Consider the following 22833-nt stretch of genomic DNA (forward strand, 5'->3'; position numbering starts at 1 on the left):
ATGTTTAATTCTTACAACCAAGTTGTAAGTTCCTTACACATCATCGATTATCAATCTTGTTCAGTTTTCAAAGATCTACCAATTTGTTGATTGCTGATTAAATTAATCATCTCTTTAATTATATCAGATTGTTAACTCAATGTCAACAACTTTTTATAATTAATTTTTATCAACCTTGCTATCAAAAGTCGCTCAATCGCGATGACAACAATAACTATTATGCCATCTTAGCAAGTAAAAGTCAATAACTTTTTTTGCTTATTTTCAATCGAGATTAACGATCAACTTTTTCAACAGCAGAAACAATAATACCAAATTCAAACCGTCAGGTCAACAACTTTTTATTATTTGTTTCGATTAAATTTTATTGTTATCTCAAAAATGACAACGGATATAATAATACCAACTATAAACACTGTGGTCAACAACTTTTTCAAACTTTATTAAACTTTTTAGTTTTATTCTTTATAATAGAATTAAATAGAATAATCGTTATACTATTTCTTATAGATACTATTAAAGGAGTTTTACTATTATATGGAAAAAGTCGTGATTGCTGCAGCCAAGAGAACACCGATTGGTAAGATAAACGGTGCCCTAAAGAACTTCACTTCTGTGGATCTGGGATCCATCGTTACCAAGGCTGTTATAGAACAAGCAAACATTAAACCTTCTGATGTAGATCAAGTCGTGTTTGGAAATGTAATTCAAGCAGGTGCTGGTCAAAACATCTCAAGACAAATCGAAATCAATTCAAACATCCCCTACTGTAGTACTGCCAATACAGTTAACCAAGTATGCGGTTCAGGACTAAAGGCTGTCCGCAATGCCCAAGCTGCCATTGTGATGGGTGACGCCGATGTCGTTATCGCCGGTGGAGTGGAAAGTATGTCCAATGCACCATTTTTAAACATGGACGTTAGATCCGGCCACAAGTTTGGTAACGTTACTTTGATTGATTCATTAAACAATGATGCTTTAATGGATGCTTTTAACAAACAACCAATGGGAGTTACCGCAGAAAACGTTGCCGAAAAGTTCAACGTTTCAAGAGAAGAGCAAGACGAATTTGCCTACCAATCTCATATGAAGGCTGCCAAAGCATTTGATAATGGATACTTTGACAAAGAGCTAGTCCCAATTGAAATTAAAAACAGAAAATCTTCTTATATTATGAAGGAAGATGAAAACATTCGTCGTGATACTTCTATTGAAGTCCTTAACAAACTACGTCCTGCCTTCAAGGAAGACGGAACTGTTACTGCCGGAAACGCTGCAAGTCTAAACGACGGTGCATCTGCTTTGGTACTAATGAGTGAATCAGCCGCTAAGCGTTTGAATGTTAAACCATTAGCGGTCATCGATGGCTATGCCGAAGCTGGATGTGATCCTGACTACATGGGATACGCTCCTTACGACGCTACTAAGTCATTGTTTGATAAACTAGATATCACTATGGATGATATCGACCTAGTCGAACTAAATGAAGCATTCGCTGCTCAAGTCCTAGCGGTTGCTCATGACTACAATATCGATATGGACAAACTAAACATCTCCGGTGGTGCCATCTCAATGGGACACCCTCTAGGTGATTCCGGTGCTCGTATTGTCGGTTCATTAATCTACAACCTACAACGCACCAACCAAAAAAGCGGTCTAGCTACCATCTGTATCGGTGGTGGTATGGGAATGGCCATGAAAATCACACTATTATAGATAATTCTAATTAGTTTACTAAAAGTGTCATTGTAGTATGCTATGAATAGGCTTAATTTACAAACGTTGCAAAATGCAACGTTTTTCTATATACTTTTTACTTATAATTTTCATAAAGGAAGTGTAAAAATGCCCGCAACATACTTAAAGAAATCAACTGAAGAAGATTTACCAGCAATCCTGGACATCATTCACTCAGCAATCAAGTACCTACACGAACAAGGAATTGACCAATGGCAACATGGTTATCCAGCTGACGAAGATTTAGTTAAAGACGTTAAAGATGGAATCAACTACGTGTTAATCACTGACGGCCAAGTCGCCGGAACTGCGACAATTCATCAAGGAATTGATCCAAACTACCTAAACATTGAAGAAGGCGATTGGGTTAACGGTTCTGAAGCTCACTACGCAGCGATTCACAGAGTTGCCATCTCAAATGAGTTCCGTGGACAACATCTATCTGAAAAACTGGTTAGTAGCTTAATCACCGTTTCACGTGTATTAGGTTACAAGGATATCAGAATCGACACTCATCCTGAAAACAAAGGTATGCAACACGTTATCACTTCTAACGGTTTTGAAAAACGCGGAATCATCCATATGCGCGAAAATGGTCATCCATGGACTGCTAGATTTGCATACCAACTATTAACTAAATAATAGAAGGTGCTCACATGCTAGCAGACGACCTATCAGTTCAAATTAAACTGATCATTATGTATGCGATTGGTGTCTTAGCCCTATTGACTTTGCTATTTTTCTTATACCGCAAGCACCAATCATTCAAAAATAAATATGTAGCAACCATCCTAGGAATTACCATCGTCATGGTATTAATCCTAATCGATGTCAGCACATTGCATTAAAAAAAGACGTTCATTATGAACGTCTTTTTGTTTGTTTTAATTAGTGAATAACAACCTTAGTGCCAGTTGGTACTGAGCTGTTAATCCATTTAGCATCTGGGATTGATAAACGAACGCAACCATGTGAGTTGGCAACCTTACCTAATTCATGGGCATCCTTCATTAGGTACTTACCATCCTTATTTACGGGAACGGAATGGAATAGGTAGATTCCGTGATCCTTGAATGAAGTCCAGTAGTTAGCACCTTCCTTTGATGAAGCGTTGTAGAAGTGACTTCCACGTTCTTTTTGAATGTGGAATGTACCACGTGGGGTACCGTCGTCATTTCCAGTTGAGCATAGCATGGTGTATAAGACCTTGCCCGCCTTGTTTTTAACGTAGACACGTTGTTTCTTAATTGAAACATCTAGCCAGTTCTTATTTGATAGTTTCATATTTGGGTAAGCCTTCTTTTCAGATGAGTGCTTCCAAGCATTCTTTGAAGGTCTTACTGAAGCTTGTGCCGATACATTGGTAGTAGTGTTCTTGTTCGCAGTCGATTTTGAGGTAGATTGGCCGCAAGCTGTTAATCCTAATGCCACAATGACGGCAGTAATAATCATTGCAAATGCACGTTTAAATTTAGTCATTAAATATCTCCCCTTGTCTTTGACTTAATTAAAACACAAAGTGAAAATCAATTCCATTATTAAAAACATTTGGTATAGTTATATTTATAAAAAGATTCGTACAAAATAAGGAGATATCGTTATGCGAAAACTAAAAGCATTTTCACTACTATTAATCGTTCTGACTGTCATGTTGTTTGCCGGAAGCATCAGTGAAACCCACCTCACCGCTAATGCCCAAACTACCAAGCAAACTCATCACAAGAAAAAGCCTGCCAAAAAAGCGAAAAAGGCCAAGAAAACTTCTAAGGCTAAACACAAAAAGACCACTAAGAAGAAAAAGGCCGTAAAGAAACACGCCAAGAAGACTACCAAAGCCAAGAAGAAGCAACCAAAGAAGAGCAAAAAGGCTACCAAAGTTAGAAAAAAGGTAGATTCTAAGAAGAAAGTCATGCCAAAGGCGCCTAAAAAAGTAGTCAAGAAAGACACCGCAGCCAAAAAGGTGATTGTTAGCACCACTGCACCAATCGCTACCGACACCAATAAAACTACTGATTCAAATTACTATCAATCAGTAGATGGTTTTAACTATCCTTCAGATGATCATGCCACTCCTAATGCATCAGACACACTAAACATCCCTGCCGGATACCTATTTAGTTTCGATACTAACACCAAGAAGATGGTCCAAGGCACAGCTTCAGATGGCTCAATTGAGCAAAGTCGTCAAATTAACACATTCCACCCAAGCACCGAAGACATTAACACCACGGTCAACATCAATAACATTAGTACTGACCAACAACGTCAACTATCACAATACGCTGCTAACCTTGTTAATGATTTAAGACACAAGCTAGCTAACAACTACCCATACACCCAAGATCTAACAGTTACCGATCGTGCATTAAAGGCATCTACCGATGTTGCCATCGGCTACAACAACGATAACTGGGACTTCACTAAAAAGGGTGGTCACGATGTTTCAGTCCTAAACGACGTCTTCGCCGCTAACAACTTCACTGCCTACGGTGAAAACATCGCCGGTTCCCTACTAACTAGCTCATACATTAACGGACCCGTTACTATGGCTAACGTTAAGGAAAGCATCTACGGTGCCATCTGTGCCATGATGTTTGATGATGCATCTTCTGATTGGGGCCACGCTGCCAACTTCCTAGGAATTGGTTTCGATAGTTCTGCTAAACAAGAATTCGGAGTCTCAATCGATAAGATGGGCCAAATTCACTTCGAAATTTACCAATAAAAAATAAAAAGGCGCTATGACGGCGTCTTTTTTATTTGGCAAAATTATCATGTTTACAAATAGTTCAAAACAGATATACTTATACATGAATTAAATATAAAAATGCTGTCCACTGGGGTGCCGTTTTTCGGCTGAGATTACACCCATTGAACCTGATCTAGTTAACACTAGCGAAGGAAGTCAGGCGCACTCCAAGTAAAGAATTAGACTTAGTCTATCCAAGTGTACCCTTCCACCTTCGTGTGGGAGGGTATTTTTTATTTACGGCAGCAAACTGGAGGTATTGTTTCATGTTTTCACATCAACTAGTCAAGGAAGCTAACCCGATTTTGGAAGCAATCTTTGACCACCCGTTTGTTAAAGGTATCGGTGACGGTCACGTCGACGATGCAGCACTAAAATTTTATGTTCAACAAGATTTTCAATACTTATCTGAGTTCATCAAAATTTACGCTAGTATCATCCCCATCCTAAAGGACAGAGAGGACATGCGATTCTTCGCTGAAAATATCGATTTTATTCTAAACAGTGAAATCCACCCTCACCACGTCTTTTGCGATATTGCTAACGTTACATACGAAAGTTTTCAACACGCTACCCCAAGCCCTAAGGCTTACCTATACCAATCACATATGTATCGTGCCGTTAGAACTGGTAGTCTAGCCAACATCATCTGTGCCTTACTACCATGTCCATGGACATACAATGAAATTGCCAAGCAGCTAACTGCCACGGGTAAAAACACCGCTGACAATCCATTCAAGAGTTGGATCGATTTCTACCTAACCGATGATGAAGACGCAGACGGTGGATTAACTCAAAAACTCTTCAAGATGCTAAACGAACTATCAAAGGACATGTCTCAAGAAGAAATCAACGAGGCCAAGGGATTCTTCCTAAAGAGTACCGAATTAGAATGGGAATTCTGGGAACAAGCCTTCTACCAACAAGACTGGCGCTTTGCCGACATTATTCATGGAGGTAGTCATCATGAATAGTAAAAAAGTCCCTGAAACATTAACGATTGCCGGTTCAGATTCCGGTGGTGGTGCCGGTATGCAAGCCGACATCAAGACGATGCAAGAACACCACGTCTTTGCTACCAACGTCGTAGTTGGTTTGACCGCCCAAAACACATTGGGTGTGCAGTCCGTCCTACCTACACCCGTGGAAATGATCAACGCCCAGTTTGATTCACTATACGATGATTTCGACATCAAGGCTGCCAAAACCGGTGCTTTATTTGACCAAGAACGCGTCGAAGCGGTCGTCGCAAACATCAAAAAACACAACATTCACCCCATTGTCGTCGACCCAGTCATGGTTGCCAAGGGTGGTGCTAGGTTACTGGATGATTCCGGTATCGAAGCCATCATCAACAAACTAATGCCAATCGCCGACATCGTGACCCCCAACCTCCCAGAAGCTGAGGTTATATATGGTCAAAAGATTGAAACCAACGATGATGTAATTGCAGCTGCTGCACACATTCAACAACTAGGTGCCAAGAACGTCATCATCAAGGGTGGTCACCAACAAGGTGATACCTTAACCGATTACGTCCTACTAGAAAGCGGAATTAGTTTTACCATCGAAAGTAAAAAGTATGACACCGTCAGAAAACACGGCACTGGTGACACCCTATCATCCGCAATTGTCGCTAACCTAGCTAAGGGCGCATCCATCAAGGAAGCCATCATTGAAGGAAAACATTACATTGATACCATCCTACAATCAGAAATCATTGTCGGACATGGTCATGGACCACTAAATCACTGGGGGGCTGAAGATGAAATTCGCTAAAGAACAACTAGCCGTCTACTTCATTGCGGGTAGTCAAAACGTTGGCGGCGACGTCGATAAACTAATCCAAATCGTAGAGGATGCATGTAAGAACGGCATCACTATGTTTCAATACCGTGAAAAGGACCGTTCTATACTAACCGATGCGGAAAAACTACAGGTGGCGATTCAACTAAAGGAAATCACCGCCAAGTACAACGTGCCTTACATCATCGACGACGATATCGATTTAATGAAGGAAATTAATGCCGATGGAATCCACGTCGGCCAAGACGACACCAAGATTGAACGCGTGATTGCGGAATGTCCCAACAAAATTATTGGACTATCTACCCACACCTTAGATGAGGTTAGAACTGCCAACAATGTGGATTCACTGGACTACATTGGAATTGGTCCTATCTTCGCAACCCAATCCAAGCTAAAGGTCAAACCAGCGATCGGTATTGATGAGCTAAACCGTTTATACCGAGAATCAACTCATCCAGCCGTTGCCATCGGTGGTATCAAGGAAGATAACGCCAAGGCAGTGCTAACTACCAACGTCGACGGTGTCTCAGTTATCTCAGACATCATCGATAGTTCTGATATCAAACAAACCATCAACCGTCTAAAGGGGAATGCATAATGACTACAATCAAACAAATCAGAGAAAACTCACCAATCATTTTAAGTATCTCAAACATGGTAACACCACAACACGTGGCCGACGCCATCAACTTCATCGGAGCATCACCTATCATGTTCGATGACATTAAGGAAGCGAGCGATTTAGTCAACATTTCAAACGCCCTAGTCATCAACATGGGTTCATCAAACGATGCCGACGTTGAAAAATCAATTGCGGCCGGAAAATTTGCCAACCAAAAAGGCATCCCTGTCGTCATTGATCCCGTGGCAATTGGTGCATCCAAGTTACGTCAAGACAACTTCGCTAAAGTAGCTCAGGAAGTTAAATTCGACGGTGTTCGTGGTAACGCTGGTGAATTAGCATTCCTAGCTGACATCGAATGGAATGCTCAAGGAATCGACGCCGGAAACGGTGACGGTGACCTACATGAAATCGCAGAAACTGTCGCTAAAAAGTTTGACTGTATCGTTTTACTATCAGGTGTCACTGACGTCATCTCAGATGGTAGTAAGACCGTCGAAGTCAAAAACGGTCATCACTACTTTGCCGTTAACGTCGGTTGTGGCGATATGTTAGACGGTATCCTAGGTGCCTGTTTAGCTGTCGATAACAGTTTGGATTCAGCTGTGCTTGCTTCTAGCATTTTAAGCATTGCCGGAGAAATCGCCGGTGGAATTACCGACAACCTACCATATTCATTCCTATCAACAGTATTTAATACCTTGTACCAACTAACCGACGAAGAAATCACTGAATTTCAAAAACTAGGATAATAAAAAAAGGACTGACAAGCGTCAGTCCTTTTTATTTTTATAGTGCTTTTTCGATGTTAGCTAGTGTTAGTTCATCAGTTGAAGCAAACACGATGTCAGCATCCTTTAGGATATCGGCACTACCGATTCCGATGGAAGTCTCTCCGGCGCCATTAATGGCTGCAATACCGACTTCCGCATCTTCAATTCCGATGCATTGATTTGGATATAGGTCCAAGATTTCAGCACCCTTAGTGTAGATTTCTGGATCTGGTTTACCCTTACTCAATAAAGCTGGGTTAACCACTTTTTCGAAGTATTCACTTAATTGAAGTTTTTCCAAAACGGTTGGTGCATTCTTGGAGGCAGATGCCAAGGCAATTAGGTATCCATTGTCACGTAAGCTGTCCAAGAATTCCTTGATACCAGGAAGAATATCTGCTGGTGACATTTGATCAACTAGGTTTAGGTAGTTATCGTTTTTTTCCTGTGCTAGTGCCAACTTATCGTCTTCGGTATATTGGTCCTGTAAATTACCGCGGTCCAAAATCAGATTCAAAGAATCCATGCGGTCAACGCCCTTTAGGTCTTCGGCTAATTTATCATTCCATGGAGTGCCGACTTTATCGGCGATTTGTTTCCATGCCTTACTGTGTAAAACAGAGGTGTTGGAGATGACACCGTCCAGGTCAAATATGAAACCCTTAATCTTGTCTAATCCCATGTCTATTCCCCCTTTGATAGAACTTCTAGTGTTGCTTTTTCTAACTTGTATGACTTGTTGTCTACAATGATGTTCATTGGTTGACCGTCAACCAACTTAATTGCTGTTTTTCCATCAACAATGTTGATGTTTAATAATCTGCCGTTAAAGACAATTCTGAATTCAAAACCATCCCATTCAATTGGTAGATGTGGGATAATCTTTAATTCACCGTCTGAAGTTACTTGCATCCCTGCGAAACCTTGAACCACACTTAACCAGCTTCCACCTAGGTTTGCCAAGTGCAAACCATCTTCAGTGTTACCTTGTAAGTCCGTTAAATCCATACGAACAGTGTCTGAGAAGTAGCTGTATGCCTTCTTCATGTCACCCATACGAGCAGCTAACGCACTGAAGATTGAGCGTGATAGTGATGAGTCATGAGTAGTGATTTTTTCGTAGTAATCGAATTCTCTTCTTAGTTGATCATCATCAATTGTTTCTGGGAATAATAGGTCCGCTAAAACAGTATCCGCTTGCTTGTTCACTTGGTATCTGTAGATATTTAGTGGGTGGTAGTGCAATAGTAATGGGTATTTGTCCTTTGGTGTTTCGTCGAATGGCCAGATTGCCTTGCTGAAGAATGTGTCATCTTGAGCGTTAATTTGGTATTCGTCGTTGAATGGGAAGTAGATTCTTTCTGCGATGTCCTTGAATGCTTCTAGTTCTTCGATTGAAGCACCTAGTTTGCCAAAACCTTCTGGATCTTCTTCCATTAATACTAATCCTAACTTGTATGCCAAGTTGAAGTTATTTTGCGCCATTCTGTTAGTGAAGTAGTTGTTATCAACCATTGCAGTGTATTCGTCTGGTCCAGTTACTGTGTGAAATTCGAATACTGTCTTTTTCCCTCTCTTTGTCCATGTACCGAATTCTCTGAAGAAACGAGCAGTTTCTAGTAACATTTCAAAACCGTAGTCCTTTAAGAATGCCATGTCATGAGTTACTTGGTAGTAGTTACCGATGGCATAAGCAATGTCACCGTCCAAATGATATGCAGCAGTACTTGCTGGGTAGTATGCGGAAGTTTCTTCACCGTTGATTGAACGCCATGCGAATAGCGCACCTTGGTTCACTCCTAGTTCACGAGCACGAGTACGTGCAAAGTCTAGAGTGTTATAACGGTATACCAACAGTTTCTTAGCGATTTCTGGGTTTGTGTATATGAAGTAAGGGATCATGTACATTTCAGTGTCCCAGAAAGTGTGACCTTCATAACCTGGTCCTGTTAAACCTTTGGCAGCGATGTTTGTCTTACCGTCACGACCAGTAGCTTGGTTTAATTGGAAGATGTTGTAGTGAAGCGCTAGGTTTAATTCGTCGTTTCCGGCAATTGAAACTTCTCCGTTTTGCCAAGTGTCGTGCCAGAAATTTGCACTGTTTTTCTTAATTATTGAGAAGTCTTCTTTGGCAAAGTCACCTTTTTCGTTCTTTTCACCAACGATAAATCCATAACCAACTTTTGGTTCGTCCACTAATGCTAATTTTTTAGTTAGTGGACTTTCGTTGTTAAAACCGTAAACAGTAATTTCAATGCGTTGTTGTGATTCAGCAGTACTAATGGCGATTGTTTGTGATAAGTCGTCAGTAGCAACCACTTCACGTTTGATTGATTTTAGTTCTCTAGTCTTTCTTGGGTCATCGATGTCGTCGCCTGCTTCAGCCTTTGCTTCTTCTAGAACAAAACTCTTATCGATGTAGATGTCACCCTTGTAAGTTCCAGCTTCAAACGCATATTCAATTCCGTAAAAGTGAACTTCTCTTTGATCGATTGCTGAAGTGACATTCATTTTAATTGTTTGTTTCTTGTCGTTACTTAATTCATATTCTTCAACCAATTTACCGTTAGATAAATCTAATTGCATATCTACTAGTTTAGAATGAGTGAATTCGCCATGACCGTCATCTAAGACGCGAATATTTCTCAAGTTAGGAAGTGAAACGATTGTTTCATTTCTCTTTGGGTAGTAAGCAGCTGCTTCTCCGTAGGTGATTGGACTGTATTCGAAGAAACCATTTACAAGTGTTCCTTCTACTGCGTTTGATTCAATTGGGTTAGTTGCACGAACCCCAAAGTGACCGTTACCAAATGAGAACACAGCTTCTAGGTTACCCGGATTACTTGAACTCACGTCTTTTAGTCTTAATTTAATATCTTTAGTCATTTTTAATTCAACTCCTTTGATTATTCTTTAACTGGTTTTACAAAGAATACTGTACCGGCAGCAATTAGTGCGCAGATTCCAGCTAGGAATAGCATTGCGCTCATTGATCCGTGTAGCATTGGGAAGATTGCGAAACTAGAAACTGAAGCGACAATTTGTGGGATACAAATTTGCCAGTTGAATAGTCCTAGGTAAGCACCTTCGTTTTTACCTTTAACAGCACCTGTAATCATTGCAAATGCTTCTGTTCCGATTGTAATGTACATAATTCCAAATAGTGTGAATGGAATGATTGATAGCATCTTTGAAGTTACAAAGTACATCATGATTAGACCTAATCCACCTAATACTAGTGAGATGAATAGGATTTTTCTTCTTTGGCTTGGTTTTAGACGAGCTAAAACGAATGTACCCCATAGCACTCCGGCAAGTGATTGAACGAATGTTAATACCCCGTTCCAGTTACCAGCTGCTTGGAACCCTGCGCTAGCAGGGTTAGTTGTGTGCCAAATGTTTTCTGCTAATGCACCAGTGCTGTAAGTCCATACAAATTGAACTGAGATGAATGAGAACATCATAACTGCTAGTAATTCCCAGAAGATCTTAGGAGCTGTCTTTACTAATTCCCATAGACTTGGTGCTTTTTCTTTGCTGTCTTCTTCTTCAATGTCGTGGTATTTCGCGTATTCTACTGGGTCGTATTCTTTAACGTTTATAACTGTGTAGATAGTAGTTGCAGCGATTACAACTGCTCCAATGTAAAAGGCGATTTTAACAGTTGTTGGAACTTCACCTTTAGGAGCGATGTTTGAGAAACCAATTGCAGTGATTACGAATGGTAGGATTGCAGCTAACATTCCACCTGCGTTTGAGTAAATGTTTTGGAATGACCATGCTTTGTCTTCTTGGTCTGCGTTAACCATGTCACCGATGATCATTCTAAATGGTTGTTGACACATGTTTGATGAAACGTCTAGAAGCATGATAGTAACCGCACCAAATAGTAAAGCGGCTAATGATCCATAACCTAAACCTAGCGATCCAACGTTTGGTAAAACGATTAAAACAATTGCAGAAATAATAGAACCCATAATTAAGTATGGCAATCTTCTGCCAAAACGGTTCCACGTTTTGTCTGATCTCTTTCCAATGATTGGTTGAACAATCATCCCTGCCAAAGGTGGTAGGATGAAGAACCAACCTAATTTATTAGGGTCTGCCCCAATAGTTTGGAAAATTCTACTCATTTGAGATGTTTGTAAAAAGAACGCCATGTTTAAACCAAAATAACCGAAGGTAATATTGAATAATTGGAACCTCGATAGTTTTGGTAATTTTAGTTTGGACATCATAATAGCTCACTCTCCTTTATTAAATGTACTTATTTAGTGGCTATGATTACTATAGCGATAATAATGTAAGCGCTTTACTAATCTATAACCAAATTATATTTCATAAATTTGGAAATAGCTACTATTTTTTAATTAAGAATTTATAAAGGCATAATTAAAGTTTTATATATTTAAGTTTCTGATTAAATAGCCCATTAATTATTTCTATACTTTTATTTTGCGCACAAAAAAGCCGATCCATTTCGGATCGACACAAATAAAAAAGGACTGACAGATGTCAGTCCTTTTTATTTTTTAATAACATACAAAATATACTATAGCGATAATAATAACGGCGATTACCATTAATGTGTAACAAATCTTTTCAAACATATGAATTCCTTCTTTGCTTCCGCATTTAATTTATTTAAAGTTTAGGCTAACTGCCCGCACTTGTCAATTTTGTTATATGTAATAAAAAAACGCTGGAATAATTCCAACGTTTTTTGTGTTATTAGATGTATTGAACGATTGTCATTAAGATAGGAATAACAACGATGAACAATACAGTTGAAGTAGTTACAATGTTTGTAGCGTACTTAACATCTCCGTGTGATTCAGCAGCTAGGATTGGTAATACGGCTAGCATTGGAGTAGCTGATTGAACAATCATAGTTTGGCTGAACATTGTTGGTAGTGATACACCACCGTGAGCAGCAGCAGTTAGGATAACAATCATAACAACTGGAGCCAATACGAAACGACCTAATAATGCAACAACAGTGTCGCGGTCGAATGAGATACTCTTTAGACCAGCATCAGCTAATACAATACCAATGTAGATTAGTGATAGTGGAGTAACTAAACTACCAACGTAAGTTAGTGTTTGTGATAAGAAAGGTACCTTTAGCACTGGAATGTTTAGTAGTAAGAATACTAAAGCAACTAGGAAACCAACAAGTGGCATTGGAATAACTTGCTTCCAGTTAATCTTGTGGTGTTCCTTTGGTTGACCTGCCTTAGTAGGATCATCGTTACTGATCAAGAAGACACCAAATGCCCAAGTAGAAACAGTGTTGATGATGTAGTATACCAAGAAGTAAGTCATTGACTTGTCACCGAATAAGGCGATGTTCAATGGTAGACCAATGAAGATAGTGTTGGCGTTAACGATAGCGTTAATGAATACACCACGACGACCTGGTCTAACCTTCATGATTTTAACTAGTGCAAATGCAATTAGGTAACCGATAACAACTGAGATAACACCCCAGATTAGGTAGCTACCGAAACTTACAAGCTTACCTCTAGTTAGACGACTTAACACCGCAACGAAAATTGAAGCTGGTAGAGCGATGTTTTTGATTAATTTAGAAATGTTCTTGCTGAATGTATCTGCAAACCAACCGGTTTTTCTTAATACATATCCTAATAACATAATTAGAACAACAACAAGGACACTTTGGATTGAGTTAATAAATACTCCCATTATGAATCCTCCTATTTGATATTAAAAATAATTATTGCTTAATTTAAAACACGATAAGTACTATAAAACATACTTAAAGATATAGTCAAAGGATAAGTTCGTTATAAATATTTTTTATATCAGTGGACAAAATCCCGTCATATTAGTCTTTGTCGTCATTTTTATGCTTGTTTTTTAAAGAAATTACTAACACAGTTGATAATGTAGAAATAATAAATAGTACAATGACCATGATTAACATACCGATCACTTGCATCTAATCCCTCCCATATGTTTAATTCGTTAATAAAATTATAGCGAATTTTCAATTTTTTCTCAAAATATTGTTGCATAAAAACTATAGATATGGTTTAATATTATATGTCGCTTGAGGTTACATCTCACAGACAAACTTAATATTTTGAGCTGTTAGCTTAAGGTAAAAGCACTCAGTCCTTTGCTGAGAAGATGGTGTTCAAAGCATCACAGCTCACTAACTAAAGTACTTTGAAGATTTTATCTTTGGGGTACTTTTTTGTTAAAGAATAAAAGTTTGTTTTTGTATATCTCACAAAAAAAGAGCCGCTTCTTAATTGAAGCGGCTCTTTTTTTCGATCTTTTTATACATATAATAAAAAGCCATAGGATAACCTATGGCTTTCTTCATATCCAAGATATGATTTTAGTGGAATTGCATACCACCATCTAGAATTAATGTTTGACCAGTCATGTAGTCTGAGTCTTTACCTGCTAGGAATGAAACACCAGCAGCGATGTCTTCTGATTCAGCTAAACGACCTAATGCGATATCCTTAGAGAATTGTTGCATACCCCATTCGTCATCCTTACCTGCGTTTTTACCAACTTCGTGGGCAATGTCCATCATCATTGGAGTCTTAACGATACCAGGTGCGAATGCGTTAACAGTGATGTTTTCACTTGCTAAATCACGAGCAGTGGTTTGAGTGATACCACGGATAGCAAACTTAGTACTACCGTATAGAGTTAAGTTAGGGTTACCAACAACACCAGCTTGAGAAGTAGCGTTGATGATCTTACCACCATGACCTAGTTCGTTGAACTTAGCCTTGGCTGCTTGAGTTCCCCAGATTACTGATGCAACGTTGATGTTGTATACAGTGTTGAATTGTTCTGGAGTGATTGTGTCAACTGGAGTAGTAGGACCTACACCGGCGTTGTTAACAACAACGTTTAAGTCACCCAATTGTTTTACAGTTTCTTCAACTGCAGCAAATACTTGGTCTCTGTCAGCAACGTCTGCTTGAACAGCAATTGCCTTACCACCATTTGCGTTAATTTCCTTTGCTACTGCTTCACCCTTTTCAGCAGTACGGTTAACAACAGCAACTGCAAAACCGTCTTGAGCTAATCTTTCAGCGATTGCTTTACCGATACCTTGGCCGGCACCTGTAACAAATGCAACTTTTTGAGTCATAGTAACATCCTCTTTTCTTCTTTTGTTTATTTATTCACAAAGTGATTATATACTATTTTCATTAATTTTACAGTACTTATATTATTAAATTTTTATTAAATCCATAAATTTTGTTATGTCTTACACTATATAATCCGAAACTAATTAATTGAATTAAATTTCGCGAACGTTTATTTTATAAGTATACGAAGATGAATTTAATATCTTATGTAAAGAAGGAATTGATAACTATGACTGAAAAATTCGATTACGATGTTTTATACATCGGTGCAGGTCACGGTACTTTCGATGGTGCAATGCCATTAGCCGCTAAAGGCTACAAAGTTGCCGTAGTCGAAGCAGATAAAATCGGTGGTACTTGCCCTAACTGGGGTTGTAACGCCAAGATTGCTTTAGATTTACCAGCACAATTAATGGAAACTCAAAAACGTTTAAGAAATATTGTTAAAGGAAACCTAAGCATCGATTGGACCCAAAACATGCTAAACAAGCATAAGGTCATCGATAGTCTTCCAAACGCCATCCAAGGTGGTCTAGAATCATTTGGTATCGACGTTATTAAGGGCTACGGTAAGTTAACCGACGGCCACACTGTTGATGTTGACGGCAAGTCATACACCGCAGACAAGATTGTTGTCGCTACTGGTTTACGTCCACACAGACTAGATGTTCCTGGCAAGGAAATGGCCAATGATTCAAAGGACTTCCTAAATATCAACGAACTACCAGTTCACATCGCCATCATCGGTGCTGGATACATCGCCATGGAATTCGCATCAATCGCAAACGCTGCCGGATCACAAGTTACTGTCATCATGCATGGTGACCGCGCACTTCGTGACTTCAACGGTGAATACGTTGACGCAGTCGTAAACGATTTAAAGGAAAAAGGTGTTACCTTCGTTGAAAACGCCGAAGTTCAAGAATTCCACGAAGAAAAGTGCAAGACTACCATTGAATTATCTGGTAACCGTCAAGTCTTCACTGACTACATCTTAGATGCTACCGGTCGTATTCCAAACGTCGAAAACATTGGTTTAGACGAAGTTGGTGTTAAATACGACAAGAAGAACGGTATTGAAGTAAACGATCACCTACAAACATCAGTTGATAGCATTTATGCTTCAGGTGACGTTGCTGCTACTGGTCAACCAAGATTGACTCCAACTGCAATCTTTGAATCACAATACCTAACTAGCCTATTCTCAGGCGAAACTAAGGATGCAATTGATTTCCCTGCCATCCCTTCAGTAGTGTTCACTTCACCTCGTATCGCCCAAGTCGGTGTATCAGTTGAAGAAGCAAAGAACAGTGACGACTACACTGTTGAAGAACACGATATGACTGCTGATTGGTACCGTTCAATCACTAACGAAGAAATTGCCAAACGTGCATACATCTTCGATAAACAACACCACTTAGTTGGTGCCACTGAAGTATCAAACGAAGCGGATAGCGTAATTGATTCAATCCTACCTGCCGTCGCTCTAAAATTAGATAAATCTCAAATTAACAAGATTGTCCACTTGTTCCCTACTATCGGTAGTGACGCTTGGCAACATCTATAAAATATTAAGTAAAACCACCCATTTGGGTGGTTTTTTTAATGTTTAAAATTCCATTAAAATCGAGTCAATATATTTGTTTGCAACACTACAATATTGTACATTAATTAATATAAGAAAATATAATAAACGTAATAAATACGGAGGCTTTAACATGAAAAATCCTAACTTCGATTACGATGTTATCTACATCGGATCAGGACACGCCGCATTCGACGGTGCTAAGACACTTTGCAAACAAGGTTTCAAAATCGCGTTTGTCGAAGCAATCGCCGTTGGTGGTACTTGCCCTAACTGGGGTTGTAACGCCAAAATCTCACTTGATGGACCAGTCACTCTAGCTAAGACCCAAAGACGCATGAAAGACATCGTTGAAGGTGACACTAAGCTAAACTGGAAAGAAAACATCAAACACAAACGTGAAGGAATCCTACCAATCAAGGTAGACCGTGAAGCAACTATGAAGAGCTTAGGAATGGATGTTATCCATGGTTTTGCTAAGTTCACTGACGCTCATACACTAGAAATCAATGGTGAACACGTAACTTCAGACAAGATCGTTATCGCCACTGGTCTAACACCACATAAAGTTGAAATTGAAGGTACTGAATTATCACATGATTCAAGAGACTTCATGGAACTAGAAGACATGCCAAAACGTATGGCTGTTGTTGGTACTGGTTACATCGCGATGGAATTTGCTACTATGGCAAACGAAGCAGGTGCTGATGTTACTATGTTCATGCACGGTGACAAGGCATTACGTCCTTTCTACCAACCATACGTAAAAATCCTAATGGACGAAATGAAGAAATCAGGTATCAAGTTTGTTGAAAACTCTGGCCTACGTTCATTCAGCCAAGACGGTGACGAATACACTGTTACTTACGCTGACAACCAACAACTAACTGTTGATTACATCCTAGACGCTTCTGGTCGTGTACCAATGGTTCACAACATGGGTCTAGAAGAAGTTGGTGTTAAATACGATGATAAGAAGGGTGTCCTAGTTAACGAATACCTACAAACATCAGTTGAAAACATCTACGCTTCAGGTGACGTTGCTGCTACTGGTCAACCAAACTTAACTCCAACAGCAACTTTCGAATCACAATACCTAAAGCACTTATTTGCCGGTGAAACAGATCAACCAATCGACTTCCCAGCAATTCCATCAGTAGTATTTACTTCACCTCGTATCAGTCAAATGGGTGTTACCGTTGATGAAGCAAACGCTAGTGACGAATACACTGTTGAAGAACATGATGCTACTAACACATGGTTTAGACAAATCACTAAGGAACCTGTTGTTAAGAATGCCTACATTTTTGACAAAGAACACCGCTTAGTTGGTTTTACTGAAATCTCTGACCAAGCTGATAACGCAGTGGACATGATTGTTCCAGCCGTTAACATGAAGATGACCCCACTTGAAATTGAAAGAAATGTTCACCTATTCCCTTCAATCGGTCACGACACTTGGAAGAACATCTAAATCATTCTTAACCAAAAATTAAACCCCGGTCGAATTTTTCTGCCGGGGTTTTTGGTATAATTAAGACATAATATCAAACAGGAGGATTCTCATGTACAATCGCGCAGAACAAAAAAGAGAAGTTAAAGGCCTTATTCGTGGTCACCAACGCTTCTTCTTCATCCTATTTCTACCATTCTTACTAACTTACATTGCTTACAACGTTTTAGCTAACCAAGTAAGCTTTAACTCAGCTCTAAAGATAGATGCCACAAACGTTACTACTAACATTACAAGTAATGACGCCGTTAACTCCGTTGCAACATTTATTTTCATCATCTTATCTTCAATCTTTTTACTCGGTGCTATCTACACCGCCTTCAACGTATTAAGAGGCCAAGATGATTTCCAAAAACCACTTAGAAAATCACTAACATTTATCGACGACCAACGTCTTTTCTGGGGTACCACATGGACCTGGATTTTAAGATCAATTCTATTATCACTATGGTCACTACTATTCATCCCTGGTTTCCTATTCATGATTTTACTACCAAACTCTTTAGGTTTATCCCTTTCAATCGCTGAATTCATCGCCGTATTAGTATGGTTAGTCGTAAAGAGTTTCGCATACAACCAAGCACTTTGGGTATACAGAGATGCTAGATTGGAAAACAAACCCGTCAGTGCCTACACTGCTATTATGACCAGCCAAGACATTATGAAGGGCTACAAAGCAGATTACCTTGTATTACAACTATCTTTCACCGGTTGGATGATTCTAGTTGCAATTACTTCAGGAATCGTCGGAATTTACGTATTGCCTTACTACTACATCACACAAGTGAAGTTCTACGAATTCGTAAAAGAACAATTCAAACAAAAACAAACTGTTTTGGATGTTGAATAATAAAAAAGCCATAGGTTATCCTATGGCTTTTTTGTTTGGTCTTATTTCTTAGGTAATCTAAATGATAGTAAGAAACCGACTACCGCAACCCCTAGCATTAACCAGAAACCAAATTGGTAACCGGTAATTTGAGCACCAGCAGTTGAAGCATGGCTACTTGCTAGGTTTACCCCTAGAGTAACGACAGTCATTGAGATGGCGGTTCCAAGCGATCCACCAACTTGTCTGATGGTTGAAGAAGCAGCGTTACCGTCTGTTTCGTATTGAGTTGGTAATGAGTTAATTCCATCCGTAAATGTGTTCATCATTACTAGTGCTACCCCGACCATTCTTAAAGCGTAGCTCACAATGATGATGGATAGACTAGATGATGCATTGAAGACAACCATTGGAATTGATCCGATTAAGATGAATGCAAAACCAATAATGGAGACTTTTCTAACTCCTAGCTTGTCGTACAAGCCACCTGAGATTGGGTTGAAGATTCCCATCAAGATGGCACCTGGCATCATGACTAATCCAGCAACCAATGCTGAAACCATGCGTGAGTTTTGTAAGTACAATGGCATTACCAATTCGATGCCGACCATTGCGATGTTACTTAAAGTACTTAGCAATGTTGTTAGGTTAAAGTTGTGGTTTTTAAAAATGGACATGTTAATCATTGGTTCGTCCAGGTGATTTTGTCTGTATACGAATCCTGCAATTGAAGCAATTCCAATCAAGCCGATGATTGAAATAGGAAGGTTTAAGTTACCAGTATTCCCAATTTCTGAGAATGCGTATAGCAAACCACCGAAACCAACAACAGATAGTAATAGTGATACAAAGTCGAGCTTAGTCTTCTTGATTTCATTGATGTTTTCAGTGAAGAAGATCCCGACTACTAGGATAATCACTGAGATGATGCTTAGTAGTGCAAACAAATCACGCCAACCAAAGTATTCAAGAATAATTCCTGACAATGTAGGTCCAACCGTTGGTCCTAATGCGATAACCAGACCGGTGACTCCAAGTGCTAGTCCACGTTTTTCAGGTGGGAATAGCAATAGGATTACGTTTTGAATGAATGGCATCAATAATCCAGCGGCAATGGCTTGAATAAAACGACCAAGTAGCAAGATACCAAAGTTGGGTGCTACCCAGCCGACTACAGATCCGATTAAGAATAGCGTAATCATGAACAAGTAGTTGTACTTGGTCTTGAAGTTATTGAATACCCATGACGAAATCGGAATCATCAAACCAACAACCAATAGGTATCCGGTTGATAACCATTGAACTGTGGCTTGGTTGATACTAAATGAGTGCATGATATTGGTTAACGCGTTGTTAAATAATGTTTCCGCTAATAGTGCCATGAATGCCCCGAACAAAATCACGGCCATCATTAAATTACGTTTTTTGATGTTTGCCATTAGTATTCACTCCCCTTTAAATTACTAATTACCTTGTCTAACATTCTGTTCAAATCCGAAACTTCTTTTTCCGATAGTCCATCAGTTAAAAATTTTTGGTTATCAACCAACATCTTTTGAATTGCAGAACTCTTATCGTTCATAAGTGATAATCCGTTATCAGATAGTTGGACATCAATTTTTCTTTTATCTTCTTTAGATTGATTGGTGTTAATCAAGTCCTTGTCCAGCATGCGCTTAATGACATTGCGCATTGTCGGATGACTTGAGTGCATCACTGATGCCAATTGATTTTGTGTGATGACCTCATCCTTGTGATCAAACAGATAAGTCATGACAGCGAACTGTGTATTAGTTAAGTTACTTATTACTGATTTAACTTCTTTGTCGAAGTGGGCTCCTGCCAAGTTACTAATGACATTTATTTTGATGCCAAAATTATCCTTACTAAAAAGCACTAACATCCCCCCTTAATTTCGAATAAGTGTAGCTTACTACACTTTTTTATTTTAAGCAAACAAAAAAGACCCAAGATATGATCTTGAGTCTTTTTTCGGAGTGAGTAATTAATCAATAGTTTTTTATCTAATCACCATAACTGATACTGGTGAGTATTTTGCCATGTAGGCAGCTTGGCTACCAAAGTGACGAGCTAAGCCCTTCTTTGATTCTGATCCAACGATCAATAAATCAGGGTTAACCTTAGGAAGCACATCCTTGATGATGGTTTCCCCAGCTTCACCGGTTGATGCAATAATATCAACATCGGCTACACCGGCAGCTTCAGCAGTTTGCTTGTATTTTTCTAGATGTTTTTCTAAATCTTCATACTTACCATGAACAAATTGTCCTGATAATGATTGGAAAACATTGATTTCTTCATCTTCTAGTACTGAAACGATGGTTAGCTTTGCGCCTTCTGATTTAGCACGTGAAATCGCGTACTTGAAAGCTAATAAAGCGTCATCTGAATCATCGACAGCAACTAAAATATTCTTGAAATTAATTTCGACGTCCATGTTTTGCATAATTTTCGCCTTCTATTCTTGAATTTTTTATTTTAGTTTTCTCTGTTTCTTAAACGTCTGTTACCTAGGTATAGTTCAACTAATGTCCAGATTAGTAGAAGAATGATAACAACGTTAATGATGTTAGCAATTACACCAGCTTCTGCGTTTTGAGCAGCAGTTGGGTTGTCACTGAAGAAACCAGCAACGGCAGGTTGCATGTTAATTGCGTTTAAGTAAATTAACACGATAACTGAAATCCAACCTAAAATGTTAACCCATAATCTGTTCTTGAAACGGTTACCCATTTCTTGACCGCTATTAGTCATCATTAACAATGGAAGCATTGAGAATGGTAATGCGAATGCTAAGAAAATTTGTGAGTTTTCAATCAAATCGTTGATCGCAGCATGTTGTTTTAGTGTTGATTCACCTGCTGTCAATAGCACACAGATAAGCACTGGAATAACTGAGATTAAACGAGTAATTAAACGACGAGCCCATAGAGGAACCTTCATGTTAACGAAACCTTCCATGATAACTTGTCCTGATAAAGTACCAGTAATGGTTGAGTTTTGACCTGAAGCAAGCAATGCTACAGCAAATAATGTTGATAGAATACCAGACTTAGCAACACCAATTAGAATTGGGTTTGATAGCATCTTAGTATTGTTTAAAGCATCGAATAGACCGAAGAATGATGTATCTTGAACGGCACCAGTCTTAAATACGGCCACACCCATGATTAATAGTAAAGCGTTAACGAAGAATGCGAATGTTAATTGGATGTTTGAGTCCCAAGTAGCAAAACGAACAGTTCTTGCAACGTCTTCTTCATCGTTGTGATCGATAGCTCTAGTTTGAGCAATAGCTGAATGTAGGTATAGGTTATGTGGCATAACAGTAGCACCAATAATACCTAAAGCACCTGATAGTGGAGTCATTCCAGCAACTGGATGGTCACTAGCAAAAGTACGTTCAGTTGGTACTAAACCTTTAATAGCGCCAAACCAATCTGGGTTTGATAGTACAACTTCATAAATGAAGACTACTAAGATAACAAGGATTAAACAAACAACAATTGCTTCAATTTTTCTGAATCCCACTTTAGTTAATAATAGCAATAATAAAACATCAAATACGGTAAGGAATACCGCTAAGATTAGAGGAATGTGGAATAAAAGATATAAGGCAATGGCCCCACCGATAACTTCGGCGATATCAGTAGCCATGATTGCTAATTCAGTCATAATCCATAGAACAACACCAAGTGTCTTTGAGGTTCTTGAACGAATGGCTTGTGCCAAATCCATCTGACTCACGATTCCAAGTTTAGCCGCCATGTATTGAAGTAACATCGCAATCAAACTTGAAATTAAGATGACAGACATCAATAGGTAACCAAAGTTTTGACCCCCTGTAATTGATGTAGCCCAGTTACCTGGATCCATGTAACCAACCGCAACTAATGCACCTGGTCCAGAGTAGGCGAATAAAGTTTTCCAGAATCCCCAATCCTTAGGAACTTTAATTCCACCGTTAATTTCTTCTAGTGAAGGACCGTTGGCATATTCAACGAAGCCCTTTTTTTCATGTGAAACGTTTTCACTCAAAGTTCTTCACCCTTT

General features: G+C 39.1%; 21 protein-coding genes and 1 riboswitch. Of the genes, 11 read left to right on the plus strand and 10 right to left on the minus strand.

Annotated elements, in window-relative coordinates; translation table 11 throughout:
* The first annotated feature begins 537 nt into the window (after positions 1 to 537).
* The 3 genes from J3U50_RS05365 (at position 538) to J3U50_RS05375 (ending at position 2585) form a co-directional block, all read left to right on the plus strand.
* Positions 538 to 1716: an acetyl-CoA C-acetyltransferase gene (locus J3U50_RS05365; protein ID WP_301945738.1), complete on the plus strand. Its 1179-nt coding sequence runs from the start codon at positions 538 to 540 to the stop codon at positions 1714 to 1716.
* A 129-nt stretch (positions 1717 to 1845) separates the two neighbouring features.
* Positions 1846 to 2379 (plus strand): GNAT family N-acetyltransferase, encoded by a 534-nt coding sequence (locus J3U50_RS05370; RefSeq protein WP_054607739.1) that lies wholly within the window; start codon positions 1846 to 1848, stop codon positions 2377 to 2379.
* A gap of 14 nt (positions 2380 to 2393) precedes the next feature.
* A complete protein-coding gene (locus tag J3U50_RS05375; protein WP_053791295.1) occupies positions 2394 to 2585 on the plus strand; it encodes a hypothetical protein in 192 nt (63 codons plus the stop codon).
* Between the two features lie 40 nt (positions 2586 to 2625).
* Here the strand turns inward: J3U50_RS05375 and J3U50_RS05380 are convergent, their stop codons facing one another.
* A complete protein-coding gene (locus J3U50_RS05380; RefSeq protein ID WP_301945739.1) occupies positions 2626 to 3216 on the minus strand; it encodes a L,D-transpeptidase in 591 nt (196 codons plus the stop codon).
* 121 nt (positions 3217 to 3337) lie between these two features.
* On the opposite strand from J3U50_RS05380, the gene J3U50_RS05385 reads away from it, so the two are divergent.
* From J3U50_RS05385 to thiM, 5 genes are all read left to right on the plus strand, one after another.
* Positions 3338 to 4462, plus strand: coding sequence for an SEC10/PgrA surface exclusion domain-containing protein (locus J3U50_RS05385; RefSeq protein ID WP_301945740.1), 1125 nt, complete (start codon positions 3338 to 3340; stop codon positions 4460 to 4462).
* Positions 4463 to 4565: 103 nt separating this feature from the next.
* Positions 4566 to 4658, plus strand: a riboswitch (TPP riboswitch).
* A gap of 94 nt (positions 4659 to 4752) precedes the next feature.
* Entirely contained in the window at positions 4753 to 5460 is a 708-nt protein-coding gene (gene tenA, locus J3U50_RS05390; RefSeq protein WP_301945741.1) for a thiaminase II, read from the plus strand.
* A complete protein-coding gene (gene thiD, locus J3U50_RS05395; protein ID WP_301945742.1) occupies positions 5453 to 6265 on the plus strand; it encodes a bifunctional hydroxymethylpyrimidine kinase/phosphomethylpyrimidine kinase in 813 nt (270 codons plus the stop codon). Before tenA ends, thiD begins: the two co-directional genes overlap by 8 nt.
* Positions 6252 to 6893 carry a thiamine phosphate synthase gene (gene thiE, locus J3U50_RS05400; protein WP_054607734.1) on the plus strand — a complete coding sequence of 214 codons (642 nt, stop codon included), beginning with the start codon at positions 6252 to 6254 and terminating at the stop codon, positions 6891 to 6893. Before thiD ends, thiE begins: the two co-directional genes overlap by 14 nt.
* Entirely contained in the window at positions 6893 to 7669 is a 777-nt protein-coding gene (gene thiM / locus J3U50_RS05405; protein WP_301945743.1) for a hydroxyethylthiazole kinase, read from the plus strand. The genes thiE and thiM overlap by 1 nt, the downstream gene beginning before the upstream one ends.
* Positions 7670 to 7706: 37 nt before the next feature.
* On the opposite strand, the gene pgmB is transcribed toward thiM, so the two are convergent.
* From pgmB to J3U50_RS05430, 5 genes are all read right to left on the minus strand, one after another.
* On the minus strand, positions 7707 to 8372 hold the full coding sequence (pgmB, locus tag J3U50_RS05410; protein ID WP_054607730.1) for a beta-phosphoglucomutase: 666 nt from the start codon (positions 8370 to 8372) through the stop codon (positions 7707 to 7709).
* Positions 8373 to 8374: 2 nt separating this feature from the next.
* A complete protein-coding gene (locus J3U50_RS05415) occupies positions 8375 to 10576 on the minus strand; it encodes a glycoside hydrolase family 65 protein (RefSeq protein ID WP_301945744.1) in 2202 nt (733 codons plus the stop codon).
* Positions 10577 to 10596: 20 nt separating this feature from the next.
* Positions 10597 to 11928, minus strand: a complete 1332-nt coding sequence (locus J3U50_RS05420; protein WP_301945745.1) for an SLC45 family MFS transporter — start codon at positions 11926 to 11928, stop codon at positions 10597 to 10599.
* 493 nt (positions 11929 to 12421) lie between these two features.
* Positions 12422 to 13396, minus strand: coding sequence for an AEC family transporter (locus J3U50_RS05425; RefSeq protein ID WP_053791288.1), 975 nt, complete (start codon positions 13394 to 13396; stop codon positions 12422 to 12424).
* Between the two features lie 661 nt (positions 13397 to 14057).
* Complete coding sequence (locus J3U50_RS05430) at positions 14058 to 14831, minus strand: (S)-acetoin forming diacetyl reductase (RefSeq protein ID WP_054607727.1); 774 nt, start codon at positions 14829 to 14831, stop codon at positions 14058 to 14060.
* 230 nt (positions 14832 to 15061) lie between these two features.
* Between J3U50_RS05430 and J3U50_RS05435 the strand changes: the two genes are divergently transcribed.
* From J3U50_RS05435 to J3U50_RS05445, 3 genes are all read left to right on the plus strand, one after another.
* On the plus strand, positions 15062 to 16399 hold the full coding sequence (locus tag J3U50_RS05435; protein ID WP_301945746.1) for an NAD(P)/FAD-dependent oxidoreductase: 1338 nt from the start codon (positions 15062 to 15064) through the stop codon (positions 16397 to 16399).
* A gap of 151 nt (positions 16400 to 16550) precedes the next feature.
* The gene (locus tag J3U50_RS05440; RefSeq protein ID WP_054604444.1) at positions 16551 to 17891 is read left to right on the plus strand and encodes an NAD(P)/FAD-dependent oxidoreductase; all 1341 of its coding nucleotides are present in this window, start codon (positions 16551 to 16553) and stop codon (positions 17889 to 17891) included.
* A gap of 91 nt (positions 17892 to 17982) precedes the next feature.
* Positions 17983 to 18780: a DUF975 family protein gene (locus J3U50_RS05445; RefSeq protein WP_301945747.1), complete on the plus strand. Its 798-nt coding sequence runs from the start codon at positions 17983 to 17985 to the stop codon at positions 18778 to 18780.
* Between the two features lie 41 nt (positions 18781 to 18821).
* Here J3U50_RS05445 and J3U50_RS05450 read toward each other — a convergent pair whose 3' ends face one another.
* The 4 genes from J3U50_RS05450 to J3U50_RS05465 form a co-directional block, all read right to left on the minus strand.
* Positions 18822 to 20198 (minus strand): MDR family MFS transporter, encoded by a 1377-nt coding sequence (locus J3U50_RS05450; RefSeq protein WP_301945748.1) that lies wholly within the window; start codon positions 20196 to 20198, stop codon positions 18822 to 18824.
* Positions 20198 to 20656 carry a MarR family transcriptional regulator gene (locus tag J3U50_RS05455; protein ID WP_301945749.1) on the minus strand — a complete coding sequence of 153 codons (459 nt, stop codon included), beginning with the start codon at positions 20654 to 20656 and terminating at the stop codon, positions 20198 to 20200. Before J3U50_RS05455 ends, J3U50_RS05450 begins: the two co-directional genes overlap by 1 nt.
* A 123-nt stretch (positions 20657 to 20779) precedes the next feature.
* Positions 20780 to 21217 (minus strand): universal stress protein, encoded by a 438-nt coding sequence (locus tag J3U50_RS05460; protein WP_140999989.1) that lies wholly within the window; start codon positions 21215 to 21217, stop codon positions 20780 to 20782.
* A gap of 41 nt (positions 21218 to 21258) precedes the next feature.
* Entirely contained in the window at positions 21259 to 22818 is a 1560-nt protein-coding gene (locus J3U50_RS05465; RefSeq protein ID WP_054607723.1) for an Nramp family divalent metal transporter, read from the minus strand.
* Positions 22819 to 22833: the final 15 nt, after the last annotated feature.

This window comes from Lactobacillus sp. B3795, assembly GCF_026535805.1.
In the GTDB taxonomy this organism is placed as follows: domain Bacteria; phylum Bacillota; class Bacilli; order Lactobacillales; family Lactobacillaceae; genus Apilactobacillus; species Apilactobacillus kunkeei_C.